At 71.6% G+C, this 17,218-nt stretch carries 17 protein-coding genes; 8 read left to right on the top strand and 9 right to left on the bottom strand.

Annotation, left to right across the window (positions count from 1 at the left end):
* Window positions 1-96: 96 nt before the first annotated feature.
* The 3 genes from ykgO to rpmG are packed head-to-tail and all read right to left on the bottom strand — an operon-like array spanning window position 97 to window position 735.
* Complete coding sequence (ykgO, locus tag ABZ027_RS38120; RefSeq protein WP_356776726.1) at window positions 97-219, bottom strand: type B 50S ribosomal protein L36; 123 nt, start codon at window positions 217-219, stop codon at window positions 97-99.
* A gap of 44 nt (window positions 220-263) precedes the next feature.
* On the bottom strand, window positions 264-524 hold the full coding sequence (locus ABZ027_RS38115; protein WP_356776724.1) for a type B 50S ribosomal protein L31: 261 nt from the start codon (window positions 522-524) through the stop codon (window positions 264-266).
* 46 nt (window positions 525-570) lie between these two features.
* Window positions 571-735 carry a 50S ribosomal protein L33 gene (rpmG, locus tag ABZ027_RS38110; RefSeq protein ID WP_356776722.1) on the bottom strand — a complete coding sequence of 55 codons (165 nt, stop codon included), beginning with the start codon at window positions 733-735 and terminating at the stop codon, window positions 571-573.
* Between the two features lie 229 nt (window positions 736-964).
* Here rpmG and ABZ027_RS38105 point away from each other — a divergent pair, with 229 nt between their 5' ends.
* The gene (locus ABZ027_RS38105) at window positions 965-1,984 is read left to right on the top strand and encodes a helix-turn-helix domain-containing protein (protein WP_356776720.1); all 1,020 of its coding nucleotides are present in this window, start codon (window positions 965-967) and stop codon (window positions 1,982-1,984) included.
* An 89-nt stretch (window positions 1,985-2,073) separates the two neighbouring features.
* Here the strand turns inward: ABZ027_RS38105 and ABZ027_RS38100 are convergent, their stop codons facing one another.
* The 5 genes from ABZ027_RS38100 to ABZ027_RS38080 all read right to left on the bottom strand — a co-directional run bounded on the left by ABZ027_RS38100 (window position 2,074) and on the right by ABZ027_RS38080 (window position 9,133).
* On the bottom strand, window positions 2,074-4,356 hold the full coding sequence (locus tag ABZ027_RS38100; protein WP_356776718.1) for a helix-turn-helix domain-containing protein: 2,283 nt from the start codon (window positions 4,354-4,356) through the stop codon (window positions 2,074-2,076).
* A 55-nt stretch (window positions 4,357-4,411) separates the two neighbouring features.
* Window positions 4,412-6,166, bottom strand: a complete 1,755-nt coding sequence (locus ABZ027_RS38095) for a hypothetical protein (RefSeq protein WP_356776716.1) — start codon at window positions 6,164-6,166, stop codon at window positions 4,412-4,414.
* A 222-nt stretch (window positions 6,167-6,388) separates the two neighbouring features.
* On the bottom strand, window positions 6,389-6,625 hold the full coding sequence (locus ABZ027_RS38090) for a hypothetical protein (protein WP_356776714.1): 237 nt from the start codon (window positions 6,623-6,625) through the stop codon (window positions 6,389-6,391).
* A 265-nt stretch (window positions 6,626-6,890) separates the two neighbouring features.
* A complete protein-coding gene (locus tag ABZ027_RS38085; protein ID WP_356776712.1) occupies window positions 6,891-8,423 on the bottom strand; it encodes a helix-turn-helix domain-containing protein in 1,533 nt (510 codons plus the stop codon).
* 101 nt (window positions 8,424-8,524) lie between these two features.
* On the bottom strand, window positions 8,525-9,133 hold the full coding sequence (locus ABZ027_RS38080; protein WP_356776710.1) for a GNAT family N-acetyltransferase: 609 nt from the start codon (window positions 9,131-9,133) through the stop codon (window positions 8,525-8,527).
* Window positions 9,134-9,280: 147 nt separating this feature from the next.
* Between ABZ027_RS38080 and ABZ027_RS38075 the strand changes: the two genes are divergently transcribed.
* The 5 genes from ABZ027_RS38075 (at window position 9,281) to ABZ027_RS38055 (ending at window position 14,544) form a co-directional block, all read left to right on the top strand.
* On the top strand, window positions 9,281-9,901 hold the full coding sequence (locus ABZ027_RS38075; RefSeq protein ID WP_356776708.1) for an L-threonylcarbamoyladenylate synthase: 621 nt from the start codon (window positions 9,281-9,283) through the stop codon (window positions 9,899-9,901).
* 125 nt (window positions 9,902-10,026) lie between these two features.
* Entirely contained in the window at window positions 10,027-10,782 is a 756-nt protein-coding gene (locus ABZ027_RS38070) for a dienelactone hydrolase family protein (RefSeq protein ID WP_356776706.1), read from the top strand.
* A 151-nt stretch (window positions 10,783-10,933) separates the two neighbouring features.
* Window positions 10,934-11,806 carry an MHYT domain-containing protein gene (locus ABZ027_RS38065; protein WP_356776704.1) on the top strand — a complete coding sequence of 291 codons (873 nt, stop codon included), beginning with the start codon at window positions 10,934-10,936 and terminating at the stop codon, window positions 11,804-11,806.
* A gap of 129 nt (window positions 11,807-11,935) precedes the next feature.
* Window positions 11,936-13,438, top strand: a complete 1,503-nt coding sequence (locus ABZ027_RS38060) for a metallophosphoesterase (RefSeq protein ID WP_356776701.1) — start codon at window positions 11,936-11,938, stop codon at window positions 13,436-13,438.
* A gap of 77 nt (window positions 13,439-13,515) precedes the next feature.
* A complete protein-coding gene (locus ABZ027_RS38055) occupies window positions 13,516-14,544 on the top strand; it encodes an LLM class flavin-dependent oxidoreductase (RefSeq protein ID WP_356776699.1) in 1,029 nt (342 codons plus the stop codon).
* A gap of 4 nt (window positions 14,545-14,548) precedes the next feature.
* Here ABZ027_RS38055 and ABZ027_RS38050 read toward each other — a convergent pair whose 3' ends face one another.
* Window positions 14,549-15,523 (bottom strand): TauD/TfdA family dioxygenase, encoded by a 975-nt coding sequence (locus tag ABZ027_RS38050; protein WP_356776697.1) that lies wholly within the window; start codon window positions 15,521-15,523, stop codon window positions 14,549-14,551.
* Between the two features lie 148 nt (window positions 15,524-15,671).
* On the opposite strand from ABZ027_RS38050, the gene ABZ027_RS38045 reads away from it, so the two are divergent.
* Both ABZ027_RS38045 and ABZ027_RS38040 read left to right on the top strand, forming a co-directional pair.
* Window positions 15,672-16,502 carry an aldo/keto reductase gene (locus ABZ027_RS38045; RefSeq protein WP_356776695.1) on the top strand — a complete coding sequence of 277 codons (831 nt, stop codon included), beginning with the start codon at window positions 15,672-15,674 and terminating at the stop codon, window positions 16,500-16,502.
* A 66-nt stretch (window positions 16,503-16,568) separates the two neighbouring features.
* Window positions 16,569-17,171, top strand: a complete 603-nt coding sequence (locus ABZ027_RS38040; protein WP_356776693.1) for a DNA polymerase ligase N-terminal domain-containing protein — start codon at window positions 16,569-16,571, stop codon at window positions 17,169-17,171.
* The last annotated feature ends 47 nt before the right edge of the window (window positions 17,172-17,218 follow it).

Raw genomic sequence — 17,218 nt, 5'->3', positions numbered from 1 at the left:
GGGACGAAGATCTACTCGCAGAGCCAGCTCCAGGTCGGCGACCTCGTCTTCTTCTTGCGGGGCGGGGGCCGGGCCGACCGGGTGGACCGCGCCGACTCAGCCCTGGCGGGCCTTGAAGCGCGGGTCCCTCTTGTTGATCACGAATGTCACGCCCCGGCGGCGCACCACCTGGGCCCCGGGCCGGGACTTCAGCGCGCGCAGCGAATTGCGCACCTTCATGTCCGTGTCCTCCTCCTGCTCGAACCTCGAACGCCGTCGCGTGGTCAGCGGACGGTGGTAGCCGTGTCGCCGTAGCGCCGCCGGAACCGCTCGACCCGGCCCTCGGTGTCCACGACCCGCGAGGCGCCGGTGTAGAAGGGGTGGCCGGCCGACGAGATCTCGACGTCGATCAGCGGGTAGGTGGAGCCGTCCGTCCACTCGATCGTCCGCGACGTCCGCGCGGTCGAGCGGGTGAGGAACGTGGCTCCCGCCGCGCGGTCGCGGAAGACGACCGGGCGGTAGACGGGGTGGATGTCGGACCTCATGGGGTTTCCTTTCTGACGGCCGTCCGGCGCGGTGCGATGACCGCGGTCATCGCTCCTCGCGGAAGGGGACGTGCTCCCCGGCCACCGGGTCGTACTTGCGCAGGACCAGCCGGTCGGGGTCGTTGAGACGGTTCTTGCGTGTCACGTAGGTGACGCCGGTCCCGGCCGTCGACCTCAGCGTGACGACGGGACGCGCGGTGTTGCGTGCCATGAGGTCCTCCTTCCGCCCACATCGCGGACTCTTTGGTCCGTGCATGTCAGCTACGTGGGCTACAACGCCGTCTTCCGCCCGTGCATTCCCGACCCGGTCGGCGCCGGACGGACTCGCTGAACCTCCGGTTGTTCTTCCTGTTGTTCTTCCTGGCGCGCATGGTCGGGCCGAGGTGTGATGGGTGGCGTCGCACGATCGGCGTTCGCGTCGGGACCCACAAGGAGTCGCCATGAGCATCACCCTGACGACCTCTTCGCTGTCCCCGTCCGACCGCGCGGAGTTCTGGCGTGACGCCGTCTCCCACACGTTCATTCCGCTGGACGTCGAGCTGTACGAGACGCGGCCGTCCGCGGCAACGATCACCAGCCATCAGCTGGGGCCGCTCCAAGTCTCGGCCGTCTCGGCGGGGCCGCAGAAGGTCGTACGGGACCGCCGGATGATCGCGCGGGGCGGCGAGAGCCACCTCACGCTCACCATCCAGCACCACGGCACCGCCCGGCTGGAGCAGGACCGGCGCGAGGCGTTCCTGGAACCGGGGCAGTTCGCGCTGTCCGACTCCGCGCGGCCCTTCGTGAAGGAGTTGCCGGCGGGGTTCGGTTGCACGGCGTTCCACCTTCCCCGCGGCGCGCTCAACGTGACCGACGCGGATCTGAGGGCCCTCACCGCCACGGTGTTCTCCCCCACCGGAGGCTGCGCCGGCGTCGTGGCGGCCTATCTGGGAGCGCTGGCCCGGGACGCGGCCGAGGTCCCACCCGAGTCCGCACACCAACTGGGCCTCACCGCCTGTGACTTGCTGGCCACCCTGATCCGGGAACGTCGGGACCGGCACGTGCCGCAGGCCCCCGAGGCGACCCGGACCATGCTGGCCCGCGTCAAGGACCACGCGCTGCGGCACCTGACCGATCCCGAGCTGTCGCCCCGGTCGATCGCGGACGCGCACCACATCTCGGTCCGGTACCTGCACAAGCTCTTCGAGTCGGAGGACACCACGCTGGCCCGGTGGATCCAGACGCGTCGGTTGGCCATGTGCCGTCGGGACCTGGCCCGCCACCCGTTACGCGGGCCCGGTGTGGCGTCTGTGGCGCGACAGTGGGGTTTCGTCAGTCCCGCGCATTTCAGCCGCGCCTTCCGGGCCGCCTACGGCATGTCGCCCCGCGACTGGCAGGCAACGGCGCGCGGCGACAAGCACATGCGGACTCCGGCGGACGGCGCCGGCCGTTTCGCGAGGTCCGAGGGGCGCTCCAGCTGACCGCCGAGGCCGCCCAGGCCGCTGCGTCCGCCGCGTGGCAGGCGGGACAGAGCGCCGCGCCTGCCCGAGCAGCGAGCCCGGCAGCTACCTCAGTCCGGGCCCTCGCCCTGCTCCAGCCACGTCTCCCGCAGGCTGCTTGCTTCGTCCAGCCACCGTTCGGACCTGGCCTCGGTGAAGCAGTGGACGGCGTCCTCGATCATCTTCGTCGCCTCGTCCCGTCGGCCCAGTGCCCACAGGGCCCGCGCCTTGCGCATCGTCGGCACGCCACGGTTGAGCGGAACCCCGACCCGGGCGTCGAGTTCCAGCGCACGGTCGCAGGCCTCGATCGCCGCCTCCCACCGTCCGAGGTCCAGCAGGACCTGGGCCTTGCCGCTCAGGGCGTTCATGGCCGTGACGTCGGCGATGTGCGGCGCCGGGGCGGTGGCCGGGTCGTTCACCCACGCGACGGCGATGTCGAAGGTGTCGACGGCCTCCTGGAGCCGGTTCTCCGCGCGCAGATTGAGAGCGAGGCCCATGAGGGCCTGCGGGTGTCCCTCCTTGTCCCCCGCCGCGGCGAACAGGGCGACCGCGCGCCGGGCCTGGTCGATGGCCGCACCGAACTTCCCCGAGTCGTTGGCGGCGTAGAGGGCGTACGTCAGTGACCACGCCTCCTGCACGGGGTTGTCGGCCTGCCGCGCGAGTTCGGCGGCCTCCAGGGCGAGGGCCATGCCGTCGGCGGGTCTGCCCAGGCAGCTGGTGAACGCCCAGGCGAGGTAGTTGGCATGGGTGGCTTCGAGGCCGGGATCGCCCAGGGCGTGGGCGGCGGCTCGCGAGAGCGCGAAGACGGTGTGCCAGTGTCCCCAGTGGGGCCACCGGTCGGAGAACCAGTGCATGGACTCCGCGACCTCGACGACCACCCGGTGTTCGCCTGCCGCCGCCGCGGTGCGCAGGGCGGCGAACCAGTTGGCGCTCTCGGTACGCAGCCAGTCCTGGGCGGAGGGCGCGTCGCGCAGGTCGACGAGCGGGTCGTCGACGCTCTGTTGGCCGAGGACCGGTTCGAACCACTGCCCGGCGGTGCGGGCCGTGTCCAGGAGCCACGTGTGCAGGGCCCTGCGGGCGGCCTCCCGTTCCCCGGGGGACTCCTCGTCGCTCAGACGCTGGTGCGCGTACAGCCGGACCAGGTCGTGGAAGGCGGCCCGGTCACCGCCGGCGGCGTTCAGCAGGCCGAGTTCGATGAGCTCGTCCGTCAGTTGTTCCACCTGCGCGGGCCCGAACGAGGTGAGTGCCGCCCCGAGCGCGGGAGCGAAGTCGGGGCCCGGCACCAGGGAGAGCCGTCGGAACAACTTCCGTGCGGGCTCGGCCAGTTGCTCGTAGGAAAGGGTGAAGGCCGACTTGATCCGGAGGTCGCCGGCGGTCAGCCGGTCCAGGCGCAGGTCCTCGGCGGCCAGCCGGGCGGCCAGACCGGTCGCGGTCCAGGCCGGACGGCTGACCAGGCGGTTGCCCGCGATACGCAGGGCGAGCGGCAGGCCTCCGCAGAGGTCGGCGATGCGCTCCAGGGAGGCGGAGTCCTGATCGTCCGCCCCGGGGCCCGGCCGGTCCGCGGTGATCGTCTCCAGCAGGGCGGTGGCCGCGTCGGCGGCGAGGGGAGACGGTATGAGCCGCCGGGCGTACTCGATGCCGGTCAGCGCGCGTCGGCTGGTGATCCAGAAGGTGCAGGCGCCCTCGCCCGGCAGCAGCGGACGCACTTGTGCCTCGTCGGCGGCGTTGTCGAGGATGACGAGAACGTTCTTGTCGCGGACCAGACGGCGGTGCAGCACCTGGCGTTCCTCGACGTCCGCCGGCAGCTCGCGTTCCCGTACGCCCTGGGCCTTCAGCAGACGGGCCAGCGCCTCATGGGGGGTGACGGGCTGGGCGTCCAGGCCACGCAGATTGAGGAACAGGCATCCGTCGTCGTAGCGCTTCGCCTGCTGGTGGGCGGCCTGGACGACAAGTGTCGTCTTACCGAGGCCCGGGGCTCCGCTGACGATGACGACGTGGGGGCCCGCGCCCGGTCTCCCGGCCGTGTCGAGCCAGCGGAACTCCTCCTGACGGCCGACGAAGTCGGGGATGGGCGGAGGGAGATCGCACAGCCCGGACGGCGTGCGTCTGGTGCGGCGACGGCCGTCGCGGGCGGCGGCCAGCAGAGCGTCGGCGTCTTCCTGCCGCAGACCGAGGGCGGTGGCCAGGGCCTGGACGGTACGCGCCTGCGGTCCTCTGCTGTGGCCGCGCTCCATGTCGCCGATGGCACGATCACTGACGTCCGAGGCCTCGGCGAGTTCCTCCAGCGTCATGCCCGACGCATGTCTGAAGCCGCGCAGCAACGGACCCAGCGCGTCCGGTTGCGGACCGACCACGACAGCGTTTTCCTCTCCTCGGCAGCTTCCCAGCCTAGAGGACGGGCCGCGGTGGTCAGTCCGCGCAGCAGCGGTCCGCCCCGCCCCGTCCGGAGCTTGCGGCGGTGGCCATATCGGTGTCGGTATCGGTGGTCGTGCCGGTGTCGGGCCTCATGTCGGTGTCGGCCGCGGTGTCCAGGCGGCAGTAGCACGACGCCTCGATCGGTACGTCGGTCAACGCGGCGGCGATACGCAGTTGCTGGGCGATGATCCGGGCCTCGTCCGCCCTGCCCAGGCGCATCAGGCATTCGTGCAGGCCGTGCAGGGCCCAGACGTTGCCCGGGTGCTGGAGGGCCCTCGGGAGCGTGTCGTCGAGGCCGAGGTCGGCCCGGTAGACCGCCTCGGCCTCCGCGACGCGTCCCTGTTCGAGGAGCAGGGCGCCGTAGGCGTGGCGGGTGGGCTGCATCCAGCCCCAGGGCTCGTCGTAGGGGAGGTTGTCGTCCAGCTCGATCGACCGTTCCAGCGCGGCGAAGGCGGCGTCGTGGTTGCCCTTGCGGTACTCCAGCTCGCCGTCGAGCATCGCGGAGGCGATCGCGAGGATGTCGGCGCATGTGTTGTTGAACAGCATGCGGGTCTCGGGGACGCGGGCGACCGCCTCGTGGAAGAGCCGTCGTTCGGCCTCCGCCTCATGGATCCGGTGGGTGGCCGAGAGGGCGACTCCCCGGGCGTAGTGGAACATCGCGGTCGTCACGCAGTACAGGCGCCGGTCGGCGGGCAGGGGCCAAGCCAGGATGTCGTCCCAGCGGCCGAAACGGATCAGGACGTGCACCCGCATGGCGAGGAAGGCCTCCAGCCAGTCGGCCATCGGCGGGCTCTGGACGCGCAGCAGGTCCTCCGGGATGGACGCCTCCAGTTGGGCGGCGGTCTCCAGGGCGACCTCGGACTGGCCGAGGAACATCGCGCCGTAGATCTTGAAGTGGTAGTTGTGCGACCGGTACAGCGTGTAGAAGTTCATCGCCCCGGCGCGTGCGTGGACCTTCTCGTCGGCGATGATCGCGGCGCTGTTGTCCGACACCACGCGCCGGTAGTCGCCGCAGAGCACCTCCAGGTGTGAGGGCATGTGGTGGAGGTGACCGGCGTCCGGTACGAGGCCGCGCAGCCGGTCGGCGACGGGCAGGGCCAGCTCGGGAGCCGGGGACATCTCCATCAGGTGGATGTACAGGTGCAGGACGCCCGGGTGCCGCCGTCCGGCGTCGGTGGCGAGCGCGTGGTCCAGGACGGCCTTGGCCTCCGAGGTGCGGGCCCCGTCGGCCGGTTCGCCGGTGCGCAGGTCCCACAGCTGCCAGGGGGTGAGGTTCATCAGCGCGTCGGCGTACAGCGTGACGATGTCCAGGTCGTCCGGGGCGAGGGCGTGGACGGCGCGCATGCTGTCGGCGTAGGGCGCGTTCCACACCGAACAGTCCGCCACCGGCTCGGCCTGCGGATACCGGGCGCGCAGCGCGCCGATCAGCGCCCGCTCCACCGTGGTGGCACCGGCGGCCCTGGCATGGGCCTCTTCGACGGCGGCGTGGGTGCGGTCGACGGTCCTGGTCAGGTCCTGGTCGTCAAAGAACTCCCAGGGTTTGTTGTAGTTCGGGCCGAGGGCGTAGGCGATGCCCCAGTAGGCCATGGCACAGTCGGGGTCCGCCGTGGCCGCCGCCTCGAAGCAGGAGACGGCCTCCTCGTGGTGGAAGGCGTACGTCCACAACAGGCCCCGGTCGAACCAGAGTTGGGCCTCGGAGGACGAGGTCGTCACGGAGCGGCCGTGCGGGCCGAGATCGTAGTACTCCATGCGTCACTCCTGACTGTGCTGCCGCTCGGCAGGTGGCGTCCCGGAGTCGATTTTCCCCGATCTGAGCCTCTTCGTGCCAGGTGTCCCCCACGTCCCCCGTGCGGGTGTCGACGTTCGACGACGGCCGCTCCCCAGGCCCCGACGAGCGGCCCGCCCCTTGCGCCGAAGGCCCGGTCACCGGAGGTTTTCCGCGGTGACCGGGCCTTCGGGGGTGCGCCTGCGTCAGCTGCCGTCGAGTCGCGCCCGCAGGAGCCCCTTGCCGAGTTCGGCACCCTTGCGGCTGTCCGCCTGGGCCTTGCGGAACAGGTCGGCGACCTCGGTGTCCTTCTCACGCTCAGCGTCCTGGATGTAGGAATCCAGCCGCAGCGCGTTGTTGAGGCACGCCTCCACATACCAGATCAGGTTGTAGTCCTTGTCCGCCGTACCGGTCACGCCGCCGGTCTCGGTGCTGCTGGTCATGAAGATCTCCTCCAGCGCTTGTCGGTCGTTCCGGAGTCGGACGAGTACCCGCCGGGGCAACGATGAACACGGCGAACCCGGGCTGGGGACGGTTTCCGCGGCGAGCACGCCGCGACCTGGTGGAGTCGCCTGGTGACGGTGGGTGCCGCGCCGGGGGCGCGACCGGTCCCCCGTTCCGGTCGTGCCCCCTGCGGTGTGTCAGAACTTACGTGCCAGGCCGAACCGTTGTGTATCGCGTCGGTGCCCGCTGGTCCGCCCGGAGGACTCACCCGTGCACAGATGAGTCCGGATAGCCCCGGTTCGCCCGGTCCAGGAGGGGCGCTTCGAGCTCGCCGACGACCAGGTGGGCGAGTACGACCTCGTAGAGATCGCTGCCGGCGGCGAGCAGGTGGTGCTCCAGCACGGGCTCCGCGCTGCGGACGTGGTCACGCACGGTCTGGGGGTGCATCCCGAGGGTCAGCGCCGCGCGTTCCGCGTTGCCTCCGGCCGTGATCCAGGTGCGCAGCGTCCGGCGCAGGTCGCGGGTGTCCGCGCCCAGCCGTCCCAGGAGGTCGTGGGCCCAGCCCCGCACCGCGGTCCCGGCCAGCAGGTCGGCCAGCCGGGCGGGGACCGGTTCCGGCCCGGTGGTCGGGGCCGGCGGCTCGGAGAAGCCGACCTGGGTGTTGAGGGCGAGGTGGGCGAGAGCGCGGACGGTGAGGTCGGAGAAGTCCGTACCCAGCAGGCCCTCGACGCGTTCCATGCGGGCACGCACGGTGTTGCGGCTGACGCCGAGGACCTTGGCGGCGCTGACGGCGGTGAACTCCAGGCCGAGCCGGGTGGTGGCGAGCAGTTCGGCGCGGGTGTGGTGCGGGAGCGTGTCGAGCGGCCGGAGCACTCGGGCGCTCCAGTGGTGCAGCCCGGCCGGGTCCATCAGGCGCTCGGGGTGGGAGCGTTCGGCGTAGACGGCCGATTTCTCCGGCCGGAAGCGGGCGACGGCGAGTGCGCTGACGGCCTGTCCGTAGGCGGTGGCGGTACGGGCGAGGCTCTGTCGGACGCTGCCGCCGAGGAAGGTGCCAGGGGTCCGGGCGGCCAGCGAGCGCAGTGCCCGGGCCGCCGGCTCCCCGGGGGTGACCACGATCACGTGCTCGTCCACGGCCGGGCAGCGGACGACGAGGGCCTGTTCCTGCGTGGCGTCGAGGCATTCGTCGGCGAGGCGGTCGCGGGCACCGGCGTCGCCCTCCAGGACGTAGACGCGGGCGGTGTCCGTGTCGAGGAGGCCGGGCCACAGGCCCGCCGCGACCCTGCGCGCCGAGACGGTGTCCTCCACCATCAGCAGTTGCAGGATCGCCAGCCGCAGGTCCGACGCCGCGCGCCGCAGCCGGTGGCCGGCCGCGGTCGTCTCATGGGCCCGCAGCAGCAGTTCCAGGACCTGCGCGGTGTGCAGCACGACCTCCGAGGCGCGCCGGTCGAAGGGGTCCGGACGCGACACGGCGAGCACGCCCGCCGTGGCCGGGTGCGGGCGCTCCACTCTCACCAGGCGCTTGTGCTGTCCCTGCCCCTCCCAGGAGGCGGAGGCGATGCGGCCGGTCACGATGGACCGGACCAGGTCCTCGTCCACCTGGACGCGGGTGCCGGCGAGGAGGGCGCCCCCGTCGTCCTGGAGGGAGGCGGCGCCGTGCACGGCGGCCGCGAGCCAGGCGACGATCCGGCGGACGTCGCGCCCGGTCGGTCGCAGATGGTCGAGCAGTTCCTGCGCCCAGTCCGTGGTCTCGCCGACCTTCTCCCCTGTGGGACGGTGCCCGTCCGCCCGCCCAGCCACGTCGCCTTCCCCTGGCCCTTCAGTCGTGTCACGTCCCGCCGATCGGACGTTACCTCACCCTTGTCCGCCGGACGCCCACCCCGGAAGCTCGCCTTAACCACTTAACAACTTGTCCACATTTTCGTACCTCTCGCCGCGTGTTCCGTGCGGCTCAAGACATGCCGGTGGCCGTCCAGCGGGAAGGCGGGCGGGGCCGCGGGCAACAGTGCCTCGAAGACGTACCCGCACTTGTCCGCGACCCGGCAGGAGGCGGTGTTGTCCACCTGGTGCAACAGTTCCAGGCGCGTCACCTCGCTGTCGGGGAAGGACGCGAAGACCCAGTCCGTCAGCGTCCGCAGGGCCCGGGGAGCCACACCCCGGCCGCGCGCGTGGGCGGCGGTCCAGTAGCCGACCTCGGCCGACCCGCTGTCGCGAGCGCCGCGTTTGACGACGACGTGGCCGACCAGTCGCCCGCCGATCGCTCGGTCACGGGGCTCGACCACCGCGAACGACAGGCGCTCGCCGCTCTCCCCGAGCCGCCGCTGCCGCGACACCCAGTCCAGGGCACTCGCCTCGTCGTGCGGACCGCCCGGGGCCCACCGGCGCAGCGCCTCATCGTCGCGGAACACGGCCGCCAGGCCGGTGGCGTCCGCCGGGTGCCACGGCCGCAGGGCGAGCGGGGGCGCGGTCGATGTGGCGGGGGCTTCCAGTCGTACGGTTGTGATGTCCATGACCGGAGGCTACGTCCGCCCGGCGGCCGGGCCGCTCATGTCCCCCGCCGTGCGCGAGCCGCGCCCGCCACGGGTGTCGTACCGCTGCGATCGCGCCCGCAGTGGGGCACGCGCGACCGCCGCCGCCGGGCGGCATAAGCTCGACGGATGGCGAAGTACTTCGACGTGCACCCCGACAACCCTCAGCCGCGCACCATCGCCCAGGTCGCCGACAGCGTCCGCTCGGGTGCGCTCATCGCGTATCCGACGGACTCCTGTTACGCGCTGGGCTGCCGGCTCGGCAGCCGTGACGGCATCGACCGGATCCGGACCATCCGCCGCCTGGACGACCGCCACCACTTCACCCTGGTCTGCCAGGACTTCGCGCAACTCGGCCAGTTCGTACGGGTCGACAACGACGTGTTCCGCGCGATCAAGGCGTCGACCCCGGGCAGCTACACCTTCATCCTGCCCGCCACCAAGGAGGTGCCGCGCATGCTGCAGCACCCCAAGAAGAAGACGGTCGGCGTCCGGATCCCCGACCACGTCGTCACCCAGGCGCTGCTGACCGAACTCGGGGAGCCGCTGCTGTCCAGCACACTGCTGCTGCCCGACGAGGACGAGCCGATGACCCAGGGCTGGGAGATCAAAGACCGGCTCGACCACGTACTGGACGCGGTGGTCGACTCCGGGGACTGCGGGACCGAGCCGACCACGGTCATCGACTTCTCCGGCGGCGAGGCCGAAATCGTCCGGAAGGGCGCGGGCGACATCTCACGGTTCGAGTAGGCGTTCCGCCAGATCCTCGGGGGCGGGAGCGGCGGGCCACGAGACACGTGCCACCATGATCGGGCCTGCCCCTCCCAGCGCCGGGCAGGGCCTTCGCCGACTCCCCCTACAGAGAGGCAGCCCCCATGACCGCCGTACAGGGAACAGCTGTCGACATATCCACCGAGGACGGCGTCGCCGACGCCTACCTGGTCCACCCCGCGGACGGACAACCGCATCCCGCGGTCCTGCTGTACATGGACGCCTTCGGGCTGCGCCCGCAGCTGAGGTCCATGGCGGACCGGCTCGCCGAGGCCGGCTACACGGTCCTCGTGCCCAACCTGTTCTACCGGCACGGGCGGGCACCCGTCTTCGAGTTGCCGGACTTCATCGACCCGGGCGCGCGTCCGCAGCTCTTCGAGCAGATCGGCCCGGTCATGGGAGAGCTGACGCCGGAGGTCGCGATGCGGGACGCCGGCGCCTACCTCCGGGCGCTGGCCGACTCGCCGGTGGCCGCCGACGGTCCGGTCGCCCTCACCGGCTACTGCATGGGCGCACGGCTCGCGCTGTTCACCGCGGGCACCTACCCGGAGCGGGTCGCCGCCGCGGCCGGGTTCCACGGCGGACACCTCGCGCCCGACGCCCCCGACAGCCCGCACCTGGTGGCCGGCAACGTCACCGCCGAGCTGTACTTCGGGCACGCCGACCAGGACCCGTCACTGCCCGTCGAGCAGAGGGAACGCCTGGAGGAGGCGCTCACCGCCGCCGGTGTCCGCCACACCTGCGAGGTCTACACCGGGGCACCGCACGGTTACACGCAGGCCGACACCGCGATGTACGACGCCGCGGGCGACGAACGGCACTGGACGGCCCTGCTGGACCTGCTGAAGCGCACCTTCTGAACGAGCGGACTGGCTGAAACTCGCCGCTCCGTGACTCGAGTCAAGCCATGGTGTCCGGGAGTTCGCGGCGTACCGACGGTAAGCCCTTGCTCTCATTCCGCTCCGCCACGTAAACCTTCCCCGACACGAGCCGTGATGGGGGAGTTGGCATATGGAAGGCACGGTTGACGGGTTCCGCTACGGAGCCGTCACACCGGTGGCGGCCTATCTGATGGCGTGCCTGGGTGGGGCGCTGGGATTACGTTGCATCGTCCGCACCCTGCTGGACACGCAGACGTGGAAGACGGGCTGGCTGGCGCTGGGGGCGACGTCGATCGGCAGTGGCATCTGGACGATGCACTTCATCGCCATGATCGGTTTCCGGGTCGAGGAGACCCGGATCCGCTACGACGTGGGCCTGACGGTCCTCAGTCTCGCCGTGGCGATCGTCATGGTCGGCGTCGGCGTGTTCATCGTCGGCCGTCGCGGTGCGAGCCGGGCCACGCTGGGTGTCGCGGGCACGGTCACCGGTCTCGGTATCGCCGCCATGCACTATCTCGGCATGGCGGCGATGCATCTGAACGGCGAGGTGCGCTACGCCTGGGCCGTCGTCGCGCTCTCCGTGGTGATCGCGATCGTCGCCGCCACGGCGTCCCTGTGGGCGGCGGTCTCCGTGCGCGGCTTCCTGACCAGCCTCGGGGCCAGTCTGGTCATGGGTGTGGCGGTGTCGGGGATGCACTACACCGGGATGGCCGCCGTGAGCGTGCACGTGCACGACGGCGGCCGGGGGACCTGGGCGGGCGACGCACCCAACTCGCTGCTGTTACCGATGCTGGCGGGGCCGGTCCTCTTCCTGGTACTGGCCGGGGTGGTGGTGATGTTCGATCCCCTGCTGGTCCTGGGCAACGGCGAGCGGAGCCGGGGGACGCCGGCGACGACCGCTGCGGAGGCTTCGGCCGGACCGCTGCCCGCCGGGCGGCCCGAAGGCCACCCGCAGTCCCCTCCCCTGCACTCGGCCCCGGGCCCAAGGAGAGGGCAAAGGTGAGGAACGGCTCGTCCACGTGACGAGCCGGGGCGCCCACCACGTTGGTGTCAGTGCCCTCACGTTGGTGCCAGTCGGTGCCCAAGGGACTCCCCCGCTCGGCCGGTTCTAGATCGTTGTTACGGTGCACCGGTGTCTGACTCCTCACGCGATACCGCCGAAGGCGCCGGCTGGGGCACCGCAGAACGCGGCGAGTACCAGCGGCTCATGCCCTCCGAGGTCGAGAAGATCTCCTGGCTGAACCCGAAGACGCTGTGGGCCGCCCGCAACGGCGTCCTGGCGTCCTGGTTCGGGGACCCCACGGGTGGTACCCGCAGCCGGTGGGTGGCGCAGCGGGCGGCGGCCGGCGCACCCGCCGACAAGGTGGTCCGGCGTGACGACCCGGACGAATTCTCGTTCATGGTCATCGGCGACACGGGCGAGGGCGACGATCCCCAGTACGCCGTCGTGCCGGGCTTCCTGAAGACGGGTCAGGACACCCGCTTCGCCGTCATCGCCAGTGACGTGATCTATCCGGTGGGCAGCGCCGACGACTACGGCACCAAGTTCTTCCGCCCGTACCAGGACTACCCGGCGCCGATCTACGCGATACCCGGCAACCATGACTGGTACGAGGACCTCGGCGCGTTCATGCGCGTCTTCTGCGACGACGCCCCGCCCCTCGCTCCCGAACCCGCGCCCCGCCCTCTCACCCGGGCCTGGCTGCGATCGCTGCTGTGGCACCGGCCGCGTCCGCAGGACGGTGAACGACTCGACCAGGAAAGGCAGTTGCGTGGTTTGCAGGCCCAACGGGCCGTGCAGCCGGGCCCGTACTGGGCGGTGGACGCCGGACCGGTGCGAATCATCGGGATCGACACGGGTCTGCTGGGCACGCTCGACGCCGAGCAGGGGGCCTGGCTCCGTGAGGTCTCCCAGGGCCCCCGTCCGAAGGTCCTCATCACCGGGTCGCCCCTGTACGTGGACGGCGAGCACCACCCGTGCCCGATAGAGGGCGGTGGCACGGTCGACGACATCGTCCGCGACCCGGACCACCACTACGTGGCGGCGATAGGCGGCGACATCCACAACTACCAGCGCTACCCGGCACGGGTGGGCGATCGTACCCTCCAGTACGTCGTCTCCGGCGGCGGCGGGGCGTTCATGCACGCCACCCACACCATCCCCCGGGTCTCGGTCGGCGGCGTCACCGAGAAGGACTTCCGCTGCTACCCGCTGCGCGGCGACTCCCTCGCCTTCTACAGCCGCCTCTACGGCCGCCGGCTGCGCCTGCGCCGCTTCTTCACGCTCACCGAGGCCGAGGCCACGGCCGTCATCGCCGAGCGGCTCGGCATCTCCCCGACCCGCGCGCCGGGCGGCGCCACCAAGGTCACCGCGCGCACCCGGCTGGTGGCCAGTCTGCTGGGCGCCGGGGGCCGTCCCGACCGCACCTCGCGCTTCCGGCTCCCGGTGCGCAAGATCTACACGCAGCTGTTCTCCCCGAGCTCGGCCACGTACAGCCCGCCCTTCTTCAAGTGCTTCCTGCGTCTGGACGTCACCCCGGAGGCGATCCGGCTGCGTTGTCACGCGGCGACCGGAAACCGCGCCCAGGAGATCGAACCGCCCGTCGAGGACGAGGTGACCATTCCGCTGGTCTGACGGGGCACGGGAACACTTGCGGACACGGTCGAGTTGGCACCGTCGTACGCGATGATCGAAGAACGCCGGAGGAGCCCGTGCCGCCCACCTCACGCCCGCTGCGCAAGCTGGGCTTCCTCACCATCGGCCTGTTCGACGAGGCCGATCCGCGCCGGGGACACGAGTCCACGCTGGAGATCATCGAGCTGGGCGAGCGGCTGGGCTTCGACAGCGCGTGGCTGCGCCATCGCCATCTGCAGTACGGCATCTCCTCGCCCGTCGCGGTCCTCGCGGCGGCCTCCCAGCGCACCAGCCGCATCGACCTCGGCACCGCGGTGATCCCGCTGGGCTGGGAGAACCCGCTGCGGCTGGCCGAGGACCTGGCGACCGTCGACCTGTTGTCGGGCGGTCGGGTCAACCCCGGCGTGAGCGTGGGCCCGCCGATGCACTACGACCAGGTCAAAGACGCCCTGTACCCGGACACCGCCGACGCCGAGGACTTCGGGTACGAGCGGGTGCGGCGGTTGCTGGACTTCGTGCGGGGCGAGCGGGCCACCGACTTCAGCGGGGTCGAGGGGTTCGAGGTGTTCTCCGACCGGGTGCAGCCGCAGTCCCCCGGTCTGGGCCGGCGCCTCTGGTACGGCGGCGGCAGTCTCAGCTCGGCGCGCTGGGCCGGTGAGCACGGCATGAACTTCCTGACCAGCAGCGTCGTCAAGGCCGAAGAGCCCGAGGGGACACCGGACTTCGCCGAGATCCAGCTCTCCCACATCCGCGCCTTCCGCGCCGCCCACCCCGACGGCGAAACCGCCCGTGTCTCCCAGGGCCTCGTCGTCATCCCCACCGACTCCGCCTCGCCCGAACAGCGCGCCCGGTACGAGGAGTACGCGGCCAAGCGCACCCCTCGTACGGCGGCACCGCAGGGACCGGCCCGGCTGATGTTCGCGCCGGACATCGTCGGCACCTCCGACGAGATCGCCGAACGGCTCCACGCGCACGCCGCTTTCCGCGAGGTCGACGAGGTGGCGTTCGCGCTGCCGTTCACCTTCGGGCACGAGGACTATGTGCAGATCCTCACCGACATGGCGACGAGGCTGGGTCCGGCGCTGGGGTGGCGGCCCGGCGTCTGAGGGGTCACCACCGGCCGGCCTCGGTCCCGACCATCGGCTCCGAGGGCTTGCCGTCCACGCCGACCGGTACGTCACCAGCGAGCATCACCCGGTGCATGGTCCGGGGGAAGCCGAGGTGCGCGTTGTCGGCGGGCGCCAGGTGGATGGTGGCCCGGTTGTCCCAGAAGGCGACGCTGCCGGGCTCCCAGCGGAAGCGGACCGTGTACTCGGGCCGGGTCGCCTGGTCGAGCAGCATCTCCAGGATCGCGCCGCTCTCGGCCCGGGACAGGTCGGCGATCTGCTCGACGTAGTAGCCGTTGACGTACAGGATCCGCTCCCCCGTCTCCGGGTGGACCCGGACCAACGGGTGCAGCGAGGCGACCTGATGGTCCAGCAGGTGCCGGACGTACGCGTCGTCGCCGGGCCGCGCCTGGTAGCCGACCCCCAGCCGGTGCTCGGCCCGCAGCCCGTCCACGAACTCCCGCACCGGGAGGGAGAGTCCGGCGTACGCGGCGGCGAGGTTCGACCAGGTGGTGTCCCCTCCGTAGGGCGGCACGGTCTCGGCGCGCAGGATCGTCGCCATCGGCGGGTCGACGCGGGCGCCGTGGTCGCAGTGCCAGCCGCGCAGCAGGGTGTGCCGCCGGCGCCTGAGCCATTCGTCGTGCTCCATGCCGAACCTGCCGCCCAGCTCCAGCCGGTCGGCGGTCGTCTCGATCTCGGGGAAGTCCGGCGGGGAGGCGCTGCCTCGTCGGCGCGGCGCGACCGGCTCGCCGAACCGGCGTGCGAAGGCCACCTGCCCGGCGTGGTCGAGCCGCTGTCCCCGGAAGAACACCACCTTCCAGCGCAGCACCGCCGCCCGGATCGCGGCGATCACGGTGTCGTCGAGGTCACCGGCCAGGTCGACGCCGGTGATCTCGGCGCCGATGTGTCCGGCGGCCGGTCGCACCTCGATCCCCGTGGCCCCGTCCGGGCGGTCCGCAGTGGTGCTGTCCGTCGTCATACACGCTCCGTTGATCCGTTCGTCCGCACCGGCTCGGTCCGTGCCGGTCCCCGAAGATCGTGACAGTGTCGGGCGTGCGGGGCGACAGGGCGTCGGATGGGTACCCGACACAGTCACAGCCACAGTTCCAGTCAAGAAGGGTCCGGCAGTGATCAGCATCCCGACGCACACGCTCAACGACGGCACGACGATCCCGGCGCTCGGCCTCGGCACCTGGCCGATGGACGACACGCAGGCTGAGCAGGCGGTACGCGGTGCCCTGGAGACGGGATACCGCCTTGTCGACACGGCGACGAACTACCGCAACGAGGCCGGTGTCGGCCGCGGCGTGGCGGGCGGCGCGGCTCCCCGGGAGAAGATCGTGGTGACCACGAAACTCCCGGGCCGCCACCACGGCTACCAGGAGACCCTCGCGTCCTTCGAGGAGTCCCGCGCCCGCCTCGGCCTGGACCAGGTGGACCTGTACCTGATCCACTGGCCGCTGCCGCGCGTCGACAAGTACGTGGACTCCTGGAAGGCCATGATCAAGCTGCGTGAGGAGGGCCTCGTCCGCTCGATCGGCGTCTCCAACTTCACCGCCGAGCACATCGAGCGGCTGGAGAAGGAGACGGGCGTCCTGCCCGCCGTCAACCAGATCGAACTGCACCCCTTCTTCCCGCAGGACGAGCTGCGTGCCTTCCACGCCGCCAAGGGCATCGTGACCGAGAGCTGGAGCCCGCTGGGCCGGGGCACGGAGCTGCTGGAGGACCCGGCCGTCGTCTCCGTCGCCGAGGCACACGGGGTGACGCCCGGCCAGGTCGTCCTGCGCTGGCACGTGCAGCTCGGCGCCCTCCCCATCCCGAAGTCCTCCGATCCCGAGCGGCAGCGCCAGAACCTCGACGTCTTCGGGTTCGAGCTGAGCGCCGACCAGATGGACGCGATCGCCGACCGCCCCCACCGGCGGGTCGGCGGGGACCCGGAGACGCACGAGGAGTTCTGAGGGCGGGCCGGTGACGTTGGGCCGGCCCGCCGCGGGGTACTCGGGTCGGTCGGGAAGGAGGCCGCCGTGGGCGGACAGGAGCGGCTGCGGGACTACCGCGGCAAACGAGACTTCGGCCGGACGAAGGAGCCGGAGGGACGGGCGGCTGCCCCCGGGAGCGAACCCCGGTTCGTCGTGCAGATCCACGACGCGAGCACCCTGCACTTCGACTTCCGGCTCCAGGTGGACGACGTGCTGAAGTCCTGGTCGATCCCGAAGGGCCCTTCCGACGACCCGAAGGACAAGCGGCTCGCCGTGCCCACCGAGGACCACCCGCTGGAGTACGAGGAGTTCGAGGGCGTCATCCCCCGGGGCGAGTACGGCGGCGGCACGGTGATCGTCTGGGACCACGGCACGTACCAGCCGCTGAGCCACGACCGCGAGGGTCGGCCCGTGGACTTCGGCACGTCGCTGGATCACGGGCACGCGAGGTTCCGGCTGCGTGGGTCGAAGCTGCACGGCGAGTACGCCCTGACCCGGTTCCGGGAGGGGCTGGACGAGTCCTGGCTGCTGGTGAAGGTGTCCGGGTCGACGGCCCGGATCCAGGGCACGCCCGACCCACGCCGGGCGCGGTCGGCCCGGTCGGGCCGCACCCTCGCCCAGGTCGCCGACGGCGACGGGCAGGAGTGAGGGCCGCACAACTCACCGCTGTCCGCGGAGGCACCGAACCCCGGTTG

Source organism: Streptomyces sp. NPDC006332 (assembly GCF_040612855.1).
Classification (GTDB): Bacteria; Actinomycetota; Actinomycetes; order Streptomycetales; family Streptomycetaceae; genus Streptomyces.
This window is presented reverse-complemented; position numbering and strand designations above follow the sequence as displayed.

Bases quoted from the DNA above. Each gene is read 5' to 3' on its own strand.
- ABZ027_RS38070 (WP_356776706.1), top strand. From the start codon at position 10,027: ATGACCGCCGTACAGGGAACAGCTGTCGACATATCCACCGAGGACGGC.
- ABZ027_RS38075 (WP_356776708.1), top strand. From the start codon at position 9,281: ATGGCGAAGTACTTCGACGTGCACCCCGACAACCCTCAGCCGCGCACC.
- ABZ027_RS38080 (WP_356776710.1), bottom strand. From the start codon at position 9,133: ATGGACATCACAACCGTACGACTGGAAGCCCCCGCCACATCGACCGCG.
- ykgO (WP_356776726.1), bottom strand. From the start codon at position 219: ATGAAGGTGCGCAATTCGCTGCGCGCGCTGAAGTCCCGGCCCGGGGCC.
- ABZ027_RS38105 (WP_356776720.1), top strand. From the start codon at position 965: ATGAGCATCACCCTGACGACCTCTTCGCTGTCCCCGTCCGACCGCGCG.
- ABZ027_RS38115 (WP_356776724.1), bottom strand. From the start codon at position 524: ATGAGGTCCGACATCCACCCCGTCTACCGCCCGGTCGTCTTCCGCGAC.
- ABZ027_RS38065 (WP_356776704.1), top strand. From the start codon at position 10,934: ATGGAAGGCACGGTTGACGGGTTCCGCTACGGAGCCGTCACACCGGTG.
- ABZ027_RS38095 (WP_356776716.1), bottom strand. From the start codon at position 6,166: ATGGAGTACTACGATCTCGGCCCGCACGGCCGCTCCGTGACGACCTCG.
- ABZ027_RS38090 (WP_356776714.1), bottom strand. From the start codon at position 6,625: ATGACCAGCAGCACCGAGACCGGCGGCGTGACCGGTACGGCGGACAAG.
- rpmG (WP_356776722.1), bottom strand. From the start codon at position 735: ATGGCACGCAACACCGCGCGTCCCGTCGTCACGCTGAGGTCGACGGCC.
- ABZ027_RS38050 (WP_356776697.1), bottom strand. From the start codon at position 15,523: ATGACGACGGACAGCACCACTGCGGACCGCCCGGACGGGGCCACGGGG.